This is a genomic window from Actinacidiphila glaucinigra (genome assembly GCF_035918135.1).
Taxonomy (GTDB): Bacteria; Actinomycetota; Actinomycetes; order Streptomycetales; family Streptomycetaceae; genus Actinacidiphila; species Actinacidiphila glaucinigra.
Window position 1 is genome coordinate 6,124,951 of the sequence record NZ_CP109144.1, and the last position, 17,046, is coordinate 6,141,996.

The 17,046-nt window shown below is 73.3% G+C and carries 17 protein-coding genes and 1 riboswitch; of the genes, 8 read left to right on the plus strand and 9 right to left on the minus strand.

All coding sequences use genetic code 11. From position 1 onward, the window contains the following. Window positions 1-99 precede the first annotated feature (99 nt). Window positions 100-175, minus strand: a riboswitch (cobalamin riboswitch). Window positions 176-290: 115 nt separating this feature from the next. Beyond that, the gene (locus tag OIE69_RS27565) at window positions 291-1,295 is read right to left on the minus strand and encodes an MBL fold metallo-hydrolase (RefSeq protein WP_326576535.1); all 1,005 of its coding nucleotides are present in this window, start codon (window positions 1,293-1,295) and stop codon (window positions 291-293) included. A gap of 122 nt (window positions 1,296-1,417) precedes the next feature. On the opposite strand from OIE69_RS27565, the gene OIE69_RS27570 reads away from it, so the two are divergent. Both OIE69_RS27570 and OIE69_RS27575 read left to right on the plus strand, forming a co-directional pair. Beyond that, entirely contained in the window at window positions 1,418-2,881 is a 1,464-nt protein-coding gene (locus OIE69_RS27570; RefSeq protein ID WP_326576537.1) for an aldehyde dehydrogenase, read from the plus strand. 4 nt (window positions 2,882-2,885) lie between these two features. Further along, window positions 2,886-3,119: a ferredoxin gene (locus OIE69_RS27575; RefSeq protein WP_326576540.1), complete on the plus strand. Its 234-nt coding sequence runs from the start codon at window positions 2,886-2,888 to the stop codon at window positions 3,117-3,119. A gap of 14 nt (window positions 3,120-3,133) precedes the next feature. On the opposite strand, the gene OIE69_RS27580 is transcribed toward OIE69_RS27575, so the two are convergent. Then, on the minus strand, window positions 3,134-3,757 hold the full coding sequence (locus OIE69_RS27580) for a TetR family transcriptional regulator (protein WP_326576542.1): 624 nt from the start codon (window positions 3,755-3,757) through the stop codon (window positions 3,134-3,136). 1,482 nt (window positions 3,758-5,239) lie between these two features. Here OIE69_RS27580 and OIE69_RS27585 point away from each other — a divergent pair. Genes OIE69_RS27585 through OIE69_RS27595 form a run of 3 tightly spaced genes read left to right on the plus strand, consistent with a single transcriptional unit; the run spans window position 5,240 to window position 8,396 of the window. Further along, a complete protein-coding gene (locus tag OIE69_RS27585) occupies window positions 5,240-6,565 on the plus strand; it encodes a glycosyltransferase family 4 protein (RefSeq protein ID WP_326576544.1) in 1,326 nt (441 codons plus the stop codon). Next, window positions 6,559-7,296, plus strand: a complete 738-nt coding sequence (locus OIE69_RS27590; RefSeq protein WP_089221673.1) for a class I SAM-dependent methyltransferase — start codon at window positions 6,559-6,561, stop codon at window positions 7,294-7,296. Before OIE69_RS27585 ends, OIE69_RS27590 begins: the two co-directional genes overlap by 7 nt. Then, a complete protein-coding gene (locus OIE69_RS27595; protein ID WP_326576546.1) occupies window positions 7,293-8,396 on the plus strand; it encodes a prenyltransferase/squalene oxidase repeat-containing protein in 1,104 nt (367 codons plus the stop codon). The genes OIE69_RS27590 and OIE69_RS27595 overlap by 4 nt, the downstream gene beginning before the upstream one ends. Before the next feature lie 7 nt (window positions 8,397-8,403). Here OIE69_RS27595 and OIE69_RS27600 read toward each other — a convergent pair whose 3' ends face one another. Continuing rightward, window positions 8,404-8,691, minus strand: coding sequence for a hypothetical protein (locus tag OIE69_RS27600; RefSeq protein ID WP_051101917.1), 288 nt, complete (start codon window positions 8,689-8,691; stop codon window positions 8,404-8,406). A 143-nt stretch (window positions 8,692-8,834) separates the two neighbouring features. Between OIE69_RS27600 and OIE69_RS27605 the strand changes: the two genes are divergently transcribed. Beyond that, entirely contained in the window at window positions 8,835-9,371 is a 537-nt protein-coding gene (locus tag OIE69_RS27605; RefSeq protein WP_326576551.1) for a hypothetical protein, read from the plus strand. Here the strand turns inward: OIE69_RS27605 and OIE69_RS27610 are convergent. The 4 genes from OIE69_RS27610 to OIE69_RS27625 all read right to left on the minus strand — a co-directional run bounded on the left by OIE69_RS27610 (window position 9,358) and on the right by OIE69_RS27625 (window position 13,069). Beyond that, complete coding sequence (locus tag OIE69_RS27610; RefSeq protein WP_326576553.1) at window positions 9,358-10,371, minus strand: LLM class F420-dependent oxidoreductase; 1,014 nt, start codon at window positions 10,369-10,371, stop codon at window positions 9,358-9,360. The two genes, OIE69_RS27605 and OIE69_RS27610, sit on opposite strands and share 14 nt — an antisense overlap. Window positions 10,372-10,517: 146 nt before the next feature. Beyond that, the gene (locus OIE69_RS27615; RefSeq protein WP_326576555.1) at window positions 10,518-11,360 is read right to left on the minus strand and encodes a hypothetical protein; all 843 of its coding nucleotides are present in this window, start codon (window positions 11,358-11,360) and stop codon (window positions 10,518-10,520) included. 130 nt (window positions 11,361-11,490) lie between these two features. Further along, window positions 11,491-12,375, minus strand: a complete 885-nt coding sequence (locus OIE69_RS27620; RefSeq protein WP_326576557.1) for an N-acetylmuramoyl-L-alanine amidase — start codon at window positions 12,373-12,375, stop codon at window positions 11,491-11,493. A 22-nt stretch (window positions 12,376-12,397) separates the two neighbouring features. Then, window positions 12,398-13,069, minus strand: a complete 672-nt coding sequence (locus OIE69_RS27625; protein WP_326576559.1) for a class I SAM-dependent methyltransferase — start codon at window positions 13,067-13,069, stop codon at window positions 12,398-12,400. Window positions 13,070-13,160: 91 nt separating this feature from the next. Between OIE69_RS27625 and OIE69_RS27630 the strand changes: the two genes are divergently transcribed. After that, a complete protein-coding gene (locus OIE69_RS27630; RefSeq protein ID WP_326576561.1) occupies window positions 13,161-14,138 on the plus strand; it encodes an RNA polymerase sigma factor in 978 nt (325 codons plus the stop codon). Between the two features lie 196 nt (window positions 14,139-14,334). Then, the gene (locus tag OIE69_RS27635) at window positions 14,335-15,171 is read left to right on the plus strand and encodes a GNAT family N-acetyltransferase (RefSeq protein WP_326576563.1); all 837 of its coding nucleotides are present in this window, start codon (window positions 14,335-14,337) and stop codon (window positions 15,169-15,171) included. Window positions 15,172-15,188: 17 nt separating this feature from the next. On the opposite strand, the gene OIE69_RS27640 is transcribed toward OIE69_RS27635, so the two are convergent. Continuing rightward, entirely contained in the window at window positions 15,189-15,803 is a 615-nt protein-coding gene (locus OIE69_RS27640) for a response regulator transcription factor (protein WP_326576564.1), read from the minus strand. Further along, window positions 15,800-17,020: a sensor histidine kinase gene (locus OIE69_RS27645; RefSeq protein WP_326576566.1), complete on the minus strand. Its 1,221-nt coding sequence runs from the start codon at window positions 17,018-17,020 to the stop codon at window positions 15,800-15,802. Before OIE69_RS27645 ends, OIE69_RS27640 begins: the two co-directional genes overlap by 4 nt. Between the last annotated feature and the right edge of the window lie 26 nt (window positions 17,021-17,046).

The window sequence follows — 17,046 nt, forward strand, 5'->3', positions numbered from 1 at the left end:
TTTCGGGTGAGCGGTCGCGCAGCCGGATGCGGGCGCGCGGTCACGGCACCGGGCTCCGGCTCCGTGTACCTCGACGGAAGAGCCGCTCCCGTCCGCGCGGGTGCTCCGGCTGGGCCCTCCCCGGGCGGGGACGGCTCACGGTTGCGGGTCAGCGCCGGATTCGCACCGGCTTCCCCCGCTCGGACGTGATTGGACTTGGTTGTGTCGAGCACACCTTAGCCGGGACCGCGTGCCGCGCCGTGCCCGGCCTCGTGCGGTCTGCCTCACACCGGCGGGCTCGCACCGGCGGCTCACGCCGCGGTGTACGCGACCGGGTCGGACCCGGGCACCGGTTCGGCGTGCCCGAGCTTGACCAGGCGGCGCAGGTGCGCCTCGGCCTCGGCGACGGCGATGTTCCGGGAGGGGAAGGGGATCTGCTCCCAGGGGCGGTTCCACTGCATGGCCTCGGCGAGCTGCCACGGGGTGCGGGGGGCCTCGGCGATCAGGGCCCGGAGCGAGGCCAGGCGGGCGGTGTGGTGGTCCAGCAGCTCGCGCACCCGGGCGCCGGCGCCGGTGAAGGCGTGCTCGTGGGCGGGCAGCACCTCGGCGGGGTCGAGCCGGGCGACGCGTTCGAGGGAGTCGAGGTAGTCGCCCAGGGGGTCGCCGGCGGTCGCGTCGTCGGGGTCCTCGTACAGGCCGATGTGCGGGGAGATCCCGGGCAGCAGGTGGTCGCCGGAGAAGAGACGGCGGCCGTCCTCCTCGAAGAGGCAGACGTGGCCGGGGGTGTGGCCGGGGGTCCACACGGCGCGGACGGCGCGGCCGGCCAGCGGCACCCGCTCGCCGGGGACGATCTCGCGGTCGGGGAGGGCGGGCCGCAGGCCGGGTACGTCGGCGGCGCGGCGCTCGGCGCGCACCGCCCGCAGCGGGGCGAGGTGCTCCTCGGGGGCGCCGGCGGCGGCGAGTTTGGCGGCGAGGTAGTCCAGCCACAGGCCCGGCCGGGCTCCGCGGGCCCGGCGGACGACGGCGGCGTCGGCGGGGTGCATGGCGATCCAGGCGCCGGAGGCCTCGCGGACCTTGCCGGACAGGCCGTGGTGGTCGGGGTGGTGGTGGGTGACGAGGACGCCGTGGACGTCGGCGAGCGAGGTGCCGATCGCGGTGAGGCCGTGGGCGAGGGCGTCGTAGGAGGCGGGGTCGTCCCAGCCGGTGTCGACCAGGACGGGGCCGCGGTCGGTGTCGACGACGTAGACGAGCGTGTGGCCCAGGGGGTTGTCGGGGATCGGGACCGGGATGCTCCAGATGCCGTCGCCGTGCTCCATGAGGTCCCCTCTCAGCTCCGGTCGCGTGCATTGCCCACCATAACTAGAACTGGTATCAGTTCTGAAGCAGAGTCACTTTCTGACGAAGCATCAGGACCGGCCAAAGGCGGGACGGGACAGGCATGGACGCGAACGGGATCGTCGCACACGAACAGCTCTTCATCGGCGGGCAGTTGGTGGACCCGCTCGGCACCGGCACCATCGAGGTCGTCTCGCCCCACACCGAGCAGGTCTTCGCACGGGTGCCGCACGCCTCCCGGGAGGACGTCGACCGGGCCGTCGCCGCGGCCCGCGGGGCCTTCGACGAGGGCCCGTGGCCGCGGGCGACCCTCGACGAGCGCATCGAGGTCGTCACCCGGATCAAGGACGCGATCGCCGTACGGCACGAGGAGATCGCCCGCGTCATCAGCTCGCAGAACGGCTCCCCCTACTCCTGGAGCGTGCTCGCCCAGGCGCTCGGCGCGATGATGGTCTGGGACGCCGCGATCACCGTCGCGCGCGGCTTCACCTGGGAGGAACGGCGGGCCGGTGTGCTCGGCCCGATCCTGGTGCGCCGCGAGCCGGCCGGCGTCGTCGCCGCCGTCGTCCCGTGGAACGTCCCGCAGTTCACCGCCGCCGCCAAGCTCGCCCCCGCGCTGCTCGCCGGGTGCGCGGTGATCCTCAAGCCGTCCCCGGAGTCACCGCTCGACGCGTACCTGCTCGGCGAGATCGCCGCCGAGGCGGGGCTGCCCGAGGGCGTGCTGTCGATCCTGCCCGCCGACCGGGAGGTCAGCGAGTACCTGGTCGGACACCCCGGCGTCGACAAGGTCTCCTTCACCGGCTCGGTCGCGGCCGGCAGGCGCGTCATGGAGGTCGCCTCCCGCAACCTCACCCGGGTGACGCTGGAACTCGGCGGCAAGTCCGCCGCGCTGATCCTGCCGGACGCCGACCTGGACACCGCCGTCCCCGGCATCGTCTCGGCCGCCTGGATGAACAACGGCCAGGCCTGCGTCGCCCAGACCCGCATCCTCGCGCCCCGCTCCCGCTACGACGAGACCGCCGAGCGCCTCGCCGCGGCGGCCTCGGCCCTCGTCGTCGGCGACCCCCTCGACCCCGCCACCCAGGTCGGGCCGCTGGTCGCCCGCCGCCAGCAGCAGCGCTCCCTGGACTACATCGCCCTCGGGCAGCAGGAGGGGGCCAAGGTCCTCACCGGCGGCGGCCGCCCGCAGGCGCAGCCCACCGGCTGGTACGTCGAGCCCACCCTCTTCGGCGACGTGTCCAACTCCATGCGGATCGCCCGCGAGGAGATCTTCGGCCCGGTCATCTGCCTGCTGCCCTACGAGGACGAGGCCGAGGCCGTCCGCATCGCCAACGACTCCGACTACGGCCTGTCCGGCAGCGTGTGGACCGGTGACGTCGGGCATGGCATCGACATCGCCCGCCGGGTGCGCACGGGCACCTTCAACGTCAACACCTTCAGCCTCGACATGCTCGGCCCCTTCGGCGGCTACAAGAACTCCGGGCTCGGGCGCGAGTTCGGGCCCGAGGGGCTGGGCGAGTACCTGGAGCACAAGATGGTCCACCTGCCCGCCGGCTGGGAGGGCTGACCCCGTGGGGGACCGCTGGCACATCGAGGTCGACCGGGGGGTGTGCATCGGCTCGGGCATGTGCGTGAACTCCGCTCCGGGCGGATTCACCCTCGACTCCGCCCGGCAGTCCCACCCCGCGGCTCCGGACACCGATGCCGCGGAGGCGCTGCTGGCGGCGGCGGAGGGCTGCCCGGTGGAGGCGATCAGCATCACGCTGGCCGACTCCGGCGATGCTGTCTTCCCGCCCGAGGAGTGAACGGGCCGGAGGGGTCAGGCCCCCGTGCGCCGCGGATCGGTCAGGTCGATGAGCCGGCAGACGGTCTCGATGTCGATCTTCACCTGGGCGATCGAGGCGCGCCCGGACAGCCAGGTCACCAGCGCCGAGTGCCAGGTGTGCTCGATGACGCGCACCGCGGACAGCAGCTCGGGCCCGGGCGGCCCGTCCAGCCGCATCGCGTCCAGCACGATCGCGGTCGTCAGCCGCGACACGGCGTCCACCTCCGGGCTGACGGAACGGTCGGCGAAGGTCAGCGCCCGCACCATGGCGTCCGCGAGGTGCGGCTCCCGCTGCATCGCGCGGAACGCGCGCATCAGCGTCTCCGCCACGCGGTCCGCGGGCGCGGCGGCCGAGGGCGGGCGCTTGCGCAGCGCCTCGTGGAGGTGCTCCAGCTGGTCGCGCATCGTGGCGACGAGCAGATGGATCTTGGACGGGAAATAGCGGTAGAGGGTGCCGAGCGCGACGTTCGACTGCTCGGCGACCTCGCGCATCTGGACGGCGTCGAAGCCGCCCCGCACGGCGAGCTCGGCGCTGGTGCGCAGGATGCGGCGGCGCCGGGCTTCCTGACGTTCGGTCAGCGGCACGGGGGACGGCGTCGGCTGAGGAGCTGCGGTCATCTGTCCCAATCCGAATCTGTGCGCCGTGCGGAACCGTCCCCCAGCGTACTGCGGTGCCTTTCTGTGGGAGTGCGTCTGTGGGGGCCGGGTCTTCGTGTGCGGCGCCGTTGTGGTTGCGGTTGCGGGGGGTGCCCCTTGCGGCCCGGTTGTTGTGTGCGGCTTGTTTGCGCCTGCGGTCCCGGGTGCCCCGGGCTGCCCGGTTGTTGTGTGCGGGGTTGTTTGCGCCTGCGGCGGGCGGTTTCCCCGCCCTCCCTCCCTCCCCCAGCCTTCGGCCGGGGGGACCTCCATCCGGCGCGGTTGGTGCGGGCCTGCGCGCGTGCGTGGTGGGCCGGGGGCGGGGCCTCCGGGGCTGGGCATTCTGTACCGCATATTTATGTGCATGGCGGGCGGTCCAGGTTCTTGCCGTCTGTGCCGCACAACAAATACACGTCAGCGTCCAGAACGCCCACCCCTACGACCCCGCCCCCTCCGTATCGCTGGGCGACCAACGGCCGGTGGGGGGTGATGGGGGGCGCCCCTCCCCGCACGGTTGGGAGCTGCCCTCAGCAGGGGTCCCCCGGCCGCAGGCCGAGCGAGGGTGCGTGCACCAGTGGCCCGGGGCACCTCCCACGGGACGGCTGACGCACCTCACCCGTCGGCGCTCCAGGGCTTTGCCGTCACGGCGACGCCGAAGGTCGCCAGGCGGCAGATCACGACGATTGCCGATGTGGGGACCCTGGCAGAGCGACCTGGCCCAGGTCCGCACCCTGACCTCCGGCGGGCGTCCGACGTGCAACCAGGTTCAGTCTTGGAACCACACCGACCGCACCGCATCGGGCCGCCTCTGGCCGAAGGCTGAGGGAGGGCGGGAACGCCCACACGGCAACGGGTCGCTCAGCAGGGCGTCATACCGCTGGGCATCGGCCCGAGCACCCGATCGCGCCGGGGCCGGCGCGGGCCTCAGCCACCACCCCTATGGCCGTGGGCGTTCGGTAAGACGTGTGCGGCAACCCCGGACCGCTCTCTGACCACCCTCCGGCCGTCAGTCGCCCGCGATACGGAGGGGGCGGGGTCGTAGGGGTGGATGTTCTGGACGCTGCGGGATATTTGTGTGCGGCATCCGGGGCTCGGACATGGACCGCCCGCCATGCACGTAATAACCCAGTCCAGGACGTGCAGCCCCGGAGGCCCCGCGCCCGGCTCACCACGCACGCGCGAGGCGGTCACTGACCGCGCCGGATGGGGGTCCCCCCGGCCGAAGGCTGGGGGAGGGAGGGAGGGCGGGGGATGCCCGCCGCAGGCGCAAACAACCCGCACACGACAACCCGGCACGGCCACAGCCACGGCGTGGCGGGAATCACCCGCACCAGCCAGAACCCCCCGCACGGCTACAGGTATCTTCGTGCTCTCGGGCCAACTCCTGAGTAACCGATTCTGAAACTTGTTCTACCAACGCACGGGCGGCTACGCTCCCGCTGAAGTGCAGTGAGAAGGGGGCCGTGAGTGACCGCAGAGGCCAGGCCGCTCCGGATCGCGCTGCTCACCTACAAGGGGAACCCGTTCTGCGGGGGCCAGGGCGTCTACGTGCGCCATCTGTCGAGGGAACTCGCCCGGCTCGGCCACAGCGTCGAGGTGATCGGCGCCCAGCCCTACCCCGTGCTCGACGAGCTCGGTGACGGGGTACGCCTCACCGAGTTGCCGAGCCTGGACCTCTACCGCCAGCCGGACCCGTTCCGCACCCCGAAGCGCGACGAGTACCGCGACTGGGTGGACGCGCTGGAGGTCGGCACGATGTGGACCGGGGGCTTCCCGGAGCCGCTGACGTTCAGCCTGCGGGCCCGGCGTCACCTGGCCGCCCGGCGGGGGGCCTTCGACGTCATCCACGACAACCAGACCCTCGGCTACGGTCTTCTCGGCGGCCCGGACGCCCTCGGCGCGCCGCTGGTGACGACGATCCACCACCCCATCACCGTCGACCGGCAGCTCGAACTCGACGCCGCGCAGGGGTGGAAGCGCCGGGCGTCGGTCCGCCGCTGGTACGGCTTCACCCGGATGCAGAAGCGGGTCTCGCGCCGGCTGCCGTCCGTGCTCACCGTCTCCGGGAGTTCCCGCCAGGAGATCGTCGACCACCTCGGGGTGCGCGAGGACCGGGTGCACGTGGTGCACATCGGCGCGGACACCGGGCTGTTCTCGCCGGACCCGTCCGTGCCCGAGGTGCCGGGGCGGATCGTGACCACCTCCAGCGCCGACGTGCCGCTCAAGGGCCTGGTCCACCTCGTGGAGGCGCTCGCGAAGCTGCGCACCGAGCACCCCGACGCGCACCTCGTCGTCGTCGGCAAGCGGGCCGACGACGGGCCGGTGGCCGCCGCCATCGAGCGGTACGGGCTGGGCGGCGCCGTCGACTTCGTCAAGGGCATCAGCGACGAGGAGCTGGTCGACCTGGTGCGCGGCGCCCAGGTGGCGTGCGTGCCGTCGCTGTACGAGGGCTTCTCGCTGCCGGCCGCCGAGGCCATGGCCACCGGGACGCCGCTGGTCGCCACCACCGGCGGCGCCATCCCCGAGGTCGCCGGGCCCGACGGGGAGACGTGCCTGGCCGTGCCGCCGGGGGACCCGGGCGCGCTGGCCGCGGCGCTGGGCCGGCTGCTGCGCGACTCGGAGCTGCGCCGCCGCCTCGGCCTGGCCGGCCGGGAACGCGTACTGGCCCGCTTCACCTGGGAGCGGGCCGCCATCGGCACCGCCGAGCACTACCGTGCGGCGATCGAGGCCGCCGCGGGGCCGCGGCCCACTGTCCAGTCTCCGTCCCGGACGAAAGCAGACTCCACGTGCTGACCGTCGACTTCACCCGCTTCCCGCTCGCCCCGGGCGACCGCGTGCTCGACCTGGGCTGCGGTGCGGGCCGCCACGCCTTCGAGTGCTACCGGCGCGGTGCGAACGTGGTGGCCCTGGACCGGAACGGCGACGAGATCCGCGAGGTCGCCAAGTGGTTCGCCGCGATGAAGGAGGCCGGGGAGGCCCCGGCCGGGGCGACCGCCACGGCGATGGAGGGCGACGCGCTGAGCCTGCCGTTCCCCGACGACACCTTCGACCGCGTCATCATCTCCGAGGTCATGGAGCACATCCCGGACGACAAGGGCGTGCTCGCCGAGATGGTGCGCGTCCTCAAGCCGGGCGGGCTGATCGCGGTCACCGTGCCGCGCTACGGGCCGGAGAAGATCTGCTGGGCGCTGTCCGACGCCTACCACGAGGTCGAGGGCGGCCACATCCGCATCTACCGGGCCGACGAACTGCTCGGCAGGATCCGCGAGGCGGGCCTGCGCCCGTACGGCAGCCACCACGCGCACGCGCTGCACTCCCCGTACTGGTGGATCAAGTGCGCCGTCGGCGTGGACAACGACAAGGCCCTGCCGGTGAAGCTGTACCACAAGCTGCTGGTCTGGGACATCATGAAGAAACCGCTGGCCACCCGGCTCGCCGAGAACGCGCTCAACCCGCTGATCGGCAAGAGCTTCGTCGCCTACGCCACCAAGCCGCACACCCCGAAGGCGGGCGTCGACGCGTGAGGCGCACCGAACACCTCGTCCTGCCCGGCGTCCTGACCTCGGAGCAGGCCGCGCAGACCGTCGCCGGGATCCTCGCCGTCCAGCGGCCGGACGGCGCCATACCGTGGTTCGAGGGCGGCCACCTCGACCCCTGGGACCACGTCGAGGCCGCCATGGCGCTGGACGCCGCCGGCGAGCACGAGCACGCCGAGGCGGCCTACATCTGGCTCGCCCGCCGGCAGAACCCGGACGGTTCCTGGTACGCCGCGTACGGCTGGGCCGACGGCGGCGAGGGCGAGCCCACCGACCTGGGGCGGGAGAGCAACTTCTGTGCCTACGTCGCCGTCGGCGTGTGGCACCACTACCTCTCCACCGGCGACGACGCCTTCCTGGAGCGCATGTGGCCGGTGCTGTACGCGGCCGTCGAGTACGTCCTGGAACTCCAGCTGCCCGGCGGCGAGATCGCCTGGAAGCGCGAGGACGACGGGACGTACCCGCAGGAGGCGCTGCTGACCGGCTGCTCCTCGATGTACCAGGCGCTGCGCTGCGCGCTGGCCGTCGCCGAGCACCGCGAGGACCCGCAGCCCGACTGGGAGCTGGCCGCCGGTGCCCTCGGGCACGCCATCGCCCACCACCCCGAGCGGTTCCTGGACAAGGACCGGTACTCGATGGACTGGTACTACCCGGTCCTCGGCGGGGTGCTGCGCGGCGAGGCCGCGCGGGAGCGCGTGCTGGCCCGCTGGGACGAGTTCGTCGTGCCCGGCCTCGGGGTCCGCTGCGTGGTGCCCAACCCGTGGGTCACCGGCGGTGAGAGCGCGGAACTCGCCCTCGCCCTCTGGGCGATGGGCGAGTCCGACCGCGCCGTGGATGTCCTGGCCGAGATCCAGCACCTGCGCGCCGAGGACGGCATGTACTGGACCGGGTACGTCTTCGAGGGCGACGCGCAGGCCGGCACCGAACCCTCGGTGTGGCCCCGGGAACGCACCACATGGACGGCCGGGGCCCTGCTGCTCGCCGTCGCCGCCCTGGGAGGGGACGAGGCGACGACGGCGGTCTTCGGGGGCGACCGGCTGCCGCTCGGGCTGGCGCCCGAGGCGGCGGGGTGTTGCACCGGCCGGTGAACGGGCGTCAGGCCCGGTTGACGCGACCCGCCACGGCGTGCCCGACGATCAGGTAGACCGCCGCCGGCAGGCCGTAGTTCAGCAGGGTGCGCGCCCATGCGGACTGGGTGGAGAAGATGTTGTGGGCCCAGCCACCGAGCCAGGACGCCATGTCGTGGATCCACTCCACGAGGTCGTTCGCCCGGTTGGCGTCGAGCATCCACAGGACGATCCACAGGATCAGGATGAAGGCCGCCACGTCCGCGGCCACCATGATGATCGTGGCCGCCAGATTGCCGCGATATCGTCTGGACATACCTGCCGTCTTGCCCCGATCGGCGGACTGAAACGTCGCCGGCGGCGCCCGCCTGACGCCCCGTACGGCCCTGTGCGGTGGCCGGTGTGCGGGGCCGGGGCGAGGATGCGATCACCCACCGCATCCTCCCGGGAGAGACCGTCATGCCCTTGCGCCGTGCCCTGACCGCCCTCCTGCTCTCCGGTGTGCTGCTGCTCGTCCCCGCCTGCGGCGGCGACTCCGGTGACACCGCGAGCGGCGGCACCGCGAGCCCCACCTCCTCCGTGCAGAAGCAGAAGCTCGCCAAGACGCGCTTCGTCGCCAACGCCGGACTGGCCGCCGGCGCGACCTACCAGTGGATCGTCAAGCCCTACCGCGAGGGTAAGTTCAACAAGGACGCCGACGGCCGCAAGCTGACGCTGGTGAAGGCGGGCCTGGCCGGGGCCTTCGCCTACAACCGGCTCAAGGCCGCCGCGGAGAACGCCAAGGGCGACCCGACCCTCTCCAAGCTGGTGGCGCCGCTGACCGCGGGCATCGACTCGCTCAAGGACCTGCCGGCCAAGCTGCGCAGCGGCCAGGGTACGGACGACATCGTCGGCACCTTCCAGGACACCATCACCGGCGTCAAGTCGGCGGGCGAGGGGGCCGGCGCCAAGGTCACCGACAAGGTGCCCTCGCTGTCCCAGCTCAGCGGCGGATGAGCTCGGCCAGCACCCGCAGGGTGGCCGGGTCGGGCGCGGTGACCAGCAGGTCGGTCACCGGGCCCGACCGCCACATCTCCAGCCGCTCGGCGATCCGCTCCCGCGGGCCGACGAGCGAGATCTCGTCGGCGAAGGCGTCCGGCACCGCCGCCACGGCCTCCTCGCGCCGCCCGGCCAGGAACAGCTCCTGGATGCGCCGGGCCTCCTCCTCGTAGCCCATCCTGGCCATCAGGTCGGCGTGGAAGTTGCGGGAGGCGGCGCCCATCCCGCCGATGTAGAAGCCGAGCATCGCCTTCACCGGCAGCAGCCCCTCCGCCGGGTCGTCGCAGAGATGGGCACGCGCCATCGGGGCGATCATGAAATCCTTCGGCGCGTCCGCCAGCGACACCTCGTACACGTCGGTGCGGAACGGCGACCAGTACAGCGGCAGCCAGCCGTCGGCGATGCGGGTGGTCTGCGCGATGTTCTTCGGGCCCTCGGCGCCCAGCAGGATCGGCAGCCCGGCCCGCAGCGGATGCGTGATCGGCTTGAGCGGCCTGCCGAGGCCGGTCGCGTCGGGCCCGGCGTACGGCAGCGGATGGAAGCGCCCGTCCAGCGCCACCGGGCCCTCGCGGCGCAGCACCTGCCGTACGACGTCCACGTACTCGCGGGTGGCGGTCAGCGGACTGCGCGGGAACGGCCTGCCGTACCAGCCCTCCACCACCTGCGGCCCCGACAGCCCCAGCCCCAGTACGACCCGGCCGCCGGAGAGGTGGTCGAGGGTCAGCGCGTGCATCGCGGTGGCCGTGGGGGAGCGGGCCGCCATCTGGGCGATGCCCGTGCCGAGCCGGATCCGGCTGGTGTGCGCGGCGATCCAGGTGAGCGGGGTGAAGGCGTCCGAGCCCCAGGCCTCGGCCGTCCACACCGAGTCGTAGCCGAGCCGCTCGGCCTCCTGGGCCAGGGCCAGGTGGCCGGGGGAGGGGCCGCGCCCCCAGTAGCCGAGGGCCAGACCGAGCCGCATGCGCACGCCTCCCACCGCAACTGACGGTATGTCAGAGATACGGTACGGCAACCGCCCCACGCCCCGAAAGGGAAACAGCCGTGCCCCGGACCGGACGGTCCGGGGCACGGCTCGTGCGTCTCGCGTGTGTGCGCGAGGGGCGGGGGTCAGCCGCGCTGGAGGCCGCTGACGTCCTGCAGGACGCCGCGCCGGCCGTCCTGGGTCTGGGCGACCAGGGCGCCGCCGCGCTGCTCCACCGCCAGGTACCAGGTGCCGGGGGTCAGCTCGGCGATCTGCTGGGCCGAACCGTCCTCCGCGTACAGCGGCCGTGCCACGGGCACCGCGAACCAGAAGGCCGCGAACTCCGCCGAGGGCTGCTGGGCCTGCGGCTGCTGCGGCTGCTGCTGCCCCTGCGGGTAGCCGTACTGGCCGCCGCCGAACGACTGGTCGGCCGGCGTACCGTGCCCACCGGTCTGCCCGGGGTACCCGTAGCCGCCCTGCTGCACGCCCGGGTACGGCTGGCCCTGCTGGCCGCCGTACGGCTGCGCCTGCTGGGGCTGCTGCGGCCGGGGAGCGGGCAGCAGCGGCGCCTTCAGCACGGGAAGGCCCTGCAGGGTGAGCAGCATGGCCGCGGCGAGAGCGGCCGCGGCGACGAAGGAGAGGTAGGCGCCGGCGGCCAGCTCGAAGGCCTCGCTCCCGTGGAACAGCGACCACAGCGCGTCCCAGGCGGCGGCGACGGAGAGCACCGCGCCCCAGTGCGCGAGCCCGATGCCGAGCAGCTTGCGGCCCTCGGGCTGGAAGCGCGAGGCGACGAACAGGCCGGCGGCGATCAGGCCCAGGAGATGCACCGAGGGCAGCAGCGGGAACAGCTCGCTCTTCCACGCGCTGGCTCCGCACTCGTCGGAGCTGCATCCCTTGAACGTGTAGAAGTTCAGGAACGAGGCGATCAGCAGCAGCAGCGCCGCGCCGATCACCGCGCCGTCTCCTCGGGTGAGGGAGCGGTTATTCACTAGGAGTCCTTGTCAGTCGTCTCGTTGTCGCTGTCGCCGAGCGGTTCCCCATCGTATGAGGGCGGTTGTCGCCGGGTGGGACCGGTACGCCCCTCGGTGACACGATCGGGACCCAATGCTCACCGGCCGATCACTCGCGGTCTTCCAGGAATGCGCTGATGCCGTCCGCGATGCCCTCCGCGGCGCGCTGCCGCCAGGCCGGGCTGGTCATCAGCGCCGCGTCCTTGGGGTCGCGCATGTTGCCGCACTCGATCAACACCTTCGGCCTGGTGCTGAGGTTGAGTCCGCCCAGGTCGCGGCGGACGTCCAGGCCGGTGCCGCCGCCGATGTAGTTGGACGGCCGGGTGCCCGTCTCCGCCGCGAAGTGCCGCTTGAGGGCGGTGCCCAGCAGCTTGGACGGCGCGCTGATCGCACGGGTGTCCGCGATGCCGCGGCGCACCGGGGCGGGCAGGATCACGTGGAAGCCGCGGTTGCCGGCCGCCGAGCCGTCGCCGTGCACCGACACCACCGCGTCGGCCTTGGCCTTGTTCCCGATCCGGGCCCGCTCGTCGATGCACGGGCCGTAGGCGCGGTCGCCGTCGTACGTGAACCTCACCGAGGCCCCGCGCGCCTCGAGCAGCGCCCGGGCGCGCCGGGACACGTCCAGGGTGAACGCGGCCTCGGCGTAGCCCGCGTCGGTCGCCGTGCCCGTGGTGTCGCACTCCTTGCGGGCGGTGCCGATGTCGACCAGGCGGTTGATCTCGGCGGTGTGCCGGCTGTTCCGCGCGTTGTGCCCCGGGTCCAGGACCACGACCTTCCCCGCGAGCGGCTTCGCCGCCCCGGAGGACGGTGCCGCCGAGGACGGGCCGGAGGACGCCGCCGCCGAGCGGTGCGGACGCACGTTCTGCGGGAGGTCGCCGTTCCGTCCGGGGTCGTCCGGTCCGCTCGTGGCGTCCCACACCAGCCACGCGGCCGCGCACGCCGGCACCAGCGCGGCCACGACGACCACGGTGGAGCGGCCTTTCCTCTTGAACACGTCAGCGATGCTATCCGCCGTCTCAGGTCCCGGCGCCCGTACGCCGCAGGACGTGCAGCGAACCGGTCACGGACACGTCCGTGAACGCGCCCGAGTCCAGCGCCCGCCGGTAGATCCGCCAGGGTGCCTGGCCCCCGTCGGCCGGGTCCGCGAAGACGTCGTGGATGACCAGGAGGCCGTCCTGCGCGAGGTGCGGCGCCCAGCCCTCGTAGTCGTTCCCGGCGTGCTCGTCGGTGTGCCCGCCGTCGATGAAGACCAGGGCGAGCGGCTTCCCCCACACCGCCGCGACCTGCGGGGAACGGCCGACGACCGCGACCACGTGCTCCTCCAGCCCGGCGGCGTGCAGGGTGCGCCGGAAGGCGGGGAGGGTGTCCATCAGGCCGACCTCGGGGTCGACGAGCGTCGTGTCGTGGTACTCCCAGCCGGGCTGCTGCTCCTCGCTCCCGCGGTGGTGGTCGACGGTGACGGCGACGGTCCCGGCCTCGCGGGCGGCGGCGGCCAGCAGGATGGTGGAGCGGCCGCAGTACGTGCCGACCTCCAGCAGGGGCAGGCCCGGGAGGCGCGCGGCGGCAGCGGTCGCGGCCGCGTGGAGGGCGAGGCCCTCGTGGGTGGGCATGAAGCCCTTGGCCGCCTCGAACGCGGCCAGTGCGTCCGCGGGGACCTCGGCGGGGGGTGGCGTGCTCATGCCCTCCATCGTCCCCCACGCCCGCGGTGCCGTTCCGCCCGGGGTGCGGCTCGCGGCGGGCGGTCCGGGGCGTGGGCCGTTCTGGTTGAATGGTCACCATATGACTGATCTGCTGCCGGGCGGGGTACCGCAGGACCTCGAACTTGTGCGGGCCGCGCAGTCGGGCGACGCGGCGTCCCTGGGTCTGCTGCTCGCCAGGCACCGGGCGGCCATGCACGGGGTCGCCCTCGCCATGCTCGGCCACAGCCCGGATGCCGAGGACGCCGTGCAGGAGGCGGCGCTCATCGCGCTGCGGCGCATCGGGGACCTCCGCGACCCGGACGCGGCCGGCCCGTGGCTGCGCATGGTGGTCCGCAACGTCTGCCGTGCCCAGCTGCGCAGGAAGTCGGCGGTCCCGGTGGCCGAACTCGAGGGATTCGTCGCCATGGACCGCTCGGGCGGCCCGCCCGACCCGGCGGACGTACTCGACGAGCAGGTGCTGCGGGACTGGATCTGGAGTGCGCTGGAGCAGTTGTCACCCGGGCTGCGACTGGTGACGATGCTGCGCCACTTCACCGACGTCACCTCCTACGAGGAGATCGCGCTGCTGTGCGGCATCGCCGTCGGCACCGTGCGCAGCAGGCTCAACCAGGCGCGTGCCAAGCTGGCCGCCGCGCTGCTGAGCCTGGGCGACCAGGTCCACGACGACGCCGCCTCCCTCACCGCGCACCACCGCCTTCTGGCCGAGCAGACCATGATCGCGGCCCATCGCGGCGAGCTCGCCTCGGCCTGGGCCGGGTGGCGGTCGCCCCGGCTGGAGGTGACCTGGCCGACCGGCAAGCGCTCGGACCTCGACTACCTGGGGTTCTCCTTCGGCCGTGACGTCTCCGAGGGCGTCCGTCAGAAACTGCTGAACGTGGTGGCGAGCCGTGAGGTGGTCATCTGGGAGACGGCCATCGTCAACCCGCCGGAGGACCCGTTCCACTGCCCGCCCGGCGTGGTCTGGGTGCACTTCCTGGACCGGGACCGCGACGACAGGTTGCGCCTGTACCACCCGCGCCGCCGGCTCGCCGGCGGCGCAAAAGATCATGGCGGCTGATCGAACCTTTCCGGTCCTCACCGCATCGTGCGGGTATGAACGTCATCCATCACGAGGCGGAGCACCTCACAGGTGCCGCCACGTCTCCAGCACGTCCGGCCCGCACACGGGCGCGGTGCCGTAGCGGCGCAGCGCCGGCCCCGGTGATCGTCGGCGGCCACGACTTCGTCACCACCGAGGACAAGGGGAACGCAGCATGAGCACCACGGTGCCGACCGGCCTCGCCGAGGAGACCGAGATTGCGGCCTACGCCGACTTCGTGACCGGTGCGCCGGCGGACGTCCGCGGGACACTGGGCATCGGCGCGGAGCGGATCGGCTCCGTGCGGGCGCTGGCCGTTCGTGAGGACCCGAGCCGCTTCTTCAACCGGGCCGGGGGTTTCGGGCCCGCCGCACCGGTCACCGCGGACGTCGTGGATCAGGTGTGCGCCTTCTACCGCGAGCAGGGTGTGCCCGCCGGCTCGTTCGCGATCGCGCCGTCGCTGCTGCCCTCGGACTGGGCCTCGATCGCACAGAAGGGGAACCTCGCCGAGGGCGGGCGTCTCGTCAAGCTCGGCTGCGAGGTCGAGACGGCCCTGGCCGCGGCCGACGGTGTCACCGCGCTCGACCCGGGCCTGCGCGTCGGCCTCGTCGGGCGCCACCAGGCGCACGAGTGGGCCACCGTGATGATGACGACCTTCGGCTTCACCGCGCCGGCCATGATCGACATGGCCGCGGCGTGCGTGGGCAGGCCGGACTGGCGGCAGTACGCCGTCTGGGAGGGGGAACGGATCGTCGCCGTCGGCAGCGTCTTCGTGAACGGTGACTGCGCCGACATGTTCGGCGGGGCGACGCTCCCGCAATGGCGCGGCCGCGGCGCCCAGTCGGCGCTCCTCACGGCCCGCGTCCGGGCGGCCCGCGACGCCGGCTGCCGATGGCTCGTCGCCGAGACGGGAGCGGAGGGCCCGGGCGACCGCAACACCTCCCTCCACAACATGCTGCGTGCCGGCTTCGAGTCGCTGTACGAGCGGGTCACCTGGGTGTGGCACGCCTGACGGGGTAGGCGGCCCGGTCAGAGCCAGCCGTTGTGGCGGGCGGTGCGGACCGCCTCCGTACGGTTGCGGGTGCCGGTCTTCCCGATGGCGGACGACAGGTGGTTGCGCACCGTCGACTCCGACAGGTGCACGCGCGCCGCGATGTCCGCCACCGTCGCCCCGTCCGCCGCCGCGTTGAGCACGTCCTGCTCGCGCGGCGTCAGCGGGCTGGGCCCGGTGCTGAGGGCGGCGGCGGCCAGGGCGGGGTCGATGACGCGGTGCCCGTCGAGGACGCGCCGGATCGCGGCGGCGAGGTCCTCGACGGGGCCGTCCTTGACCAGGAAGCCGCGGGCCCCGGCCTCCATGGCGCGGCGCAGGTAGCCGGGGCGGCCGAACGTGGTCAGGATGAGCACCTTGCACTCCGGGAGGCGCTCGCGCAGTTCCGCCGCGGCGTCGAGCCCGCTGCGCCCGGGGAGCTCGATGTCGAGCAGCGCGACGTCGGGCCGGGCCTCCAGCGCCGCGGCGACGATCCCGTCGCCCGCCGCGACCTGCGCGACGACGTCGATGTCGTCCTCCAGGTTCAGCAGCAGGGAGAGCGCCCCGCGCATCATGCCCTGGTCCTCGGCCAGCAGGACCTTGATGGCGCCGCTCATGCGGTCTGCTCCTCCTCCACCGGCAGTTCCGCGACCACGCGGAACCCGCCCCCGGGACCCGGGCCCGTGCCGAGGGAGCCGCCGGCGGCGGCGAGCCGCTCGGTGAGTCCCTTCAGCCCCGAGCCCGATCCGGAGCCCGAGCCCGAACCCGATCCGGGCGCCGAGCCTACGCCGCGGCCGTCGTCCGTGATCCGCAGGCGTACGTGCCCGCCGGTGCCGGCGAGCTCGATGGCACAGCTGGTCGCCCCGCTGTGCCGTACGACGTTGGTCACCCCCTCCCGCACCACCCAGCCGAGGAGCGCCTCGGTCTGCGAGGGCAGCGGCGGGCCGGACTCCTTGACGACGGCCTCGATCCCGGCGGCCGCCAGGGCCGAGCGGGCGCGGTCCAGCTCGGTGGAGAGGCTGCCCTCGCGGTATCCGGTGACGGCCTCGCGGATCTCGGTGAGCGCCTGGCGTCCGACCGCCTCGATGTCGGCGACCTGGGCGAGGGCGGCGTCCAGGTCGCGCGGGGCGAGCCGGCGGGCGGCCTCCGCCTTGACGACGACCACGGACAGGGTGTGCCCGAGCAGGTCGTGCAGGTCGCGGGAGAAGCGCAGCCGTTCCTCGGCGACGGCGTTGCGGGCCAGCTCCTGGCGGGTGGCGCGCAGCTGGGTCACCGCGTCGAAGAGGGTGAGCATGGCCGCGGTCACCAGGCCCGAGATGAGGCTGCCGTACCCGATGGACACGCCCTCCCAGATGTCACCGCTGCGGAGCCCGGAGACGATCCCGGCGGACACCGCGAGGGCGACGAGCACCGGACCCATCCGCCGGCCGCGCACCACGATCCCGACGGCCAGCGACAGCAGCGGGAAGAACACCAGCCAACTGCCGCCGTAGCCGATGGCGAGGGCGTAGGTGACGGCGGCCAGCGCGAGGAGGTAGCGCCGGGGCACCTTGCCGCGGGCGGTGCGCGGGTCGAAGGAGGTGAAGACCACACCGATGTAGAGGGAGTTGAAGGCCAGCAGGCCGAGGCCGCCGAGCCAGGGGTTGGCGGCCTCGCCCTGCAGGAGGTGGGACAGGGCGCCCACGCCCATCAGCAGCCAGGGCAGGAAGGTGAAGCGGGTCGGGGGCTTGAGGTCCTCGATCTCCTCGGAGAAGGACCGGGTCACCCGCAACTGCCGCCACCCGTGCCGGATGCGCGCCGGAAGCGGGGGCCGGGATTCCGTCGTGGTCGCCATGGCCATCGTCTCCTCCTCTTCCGCGG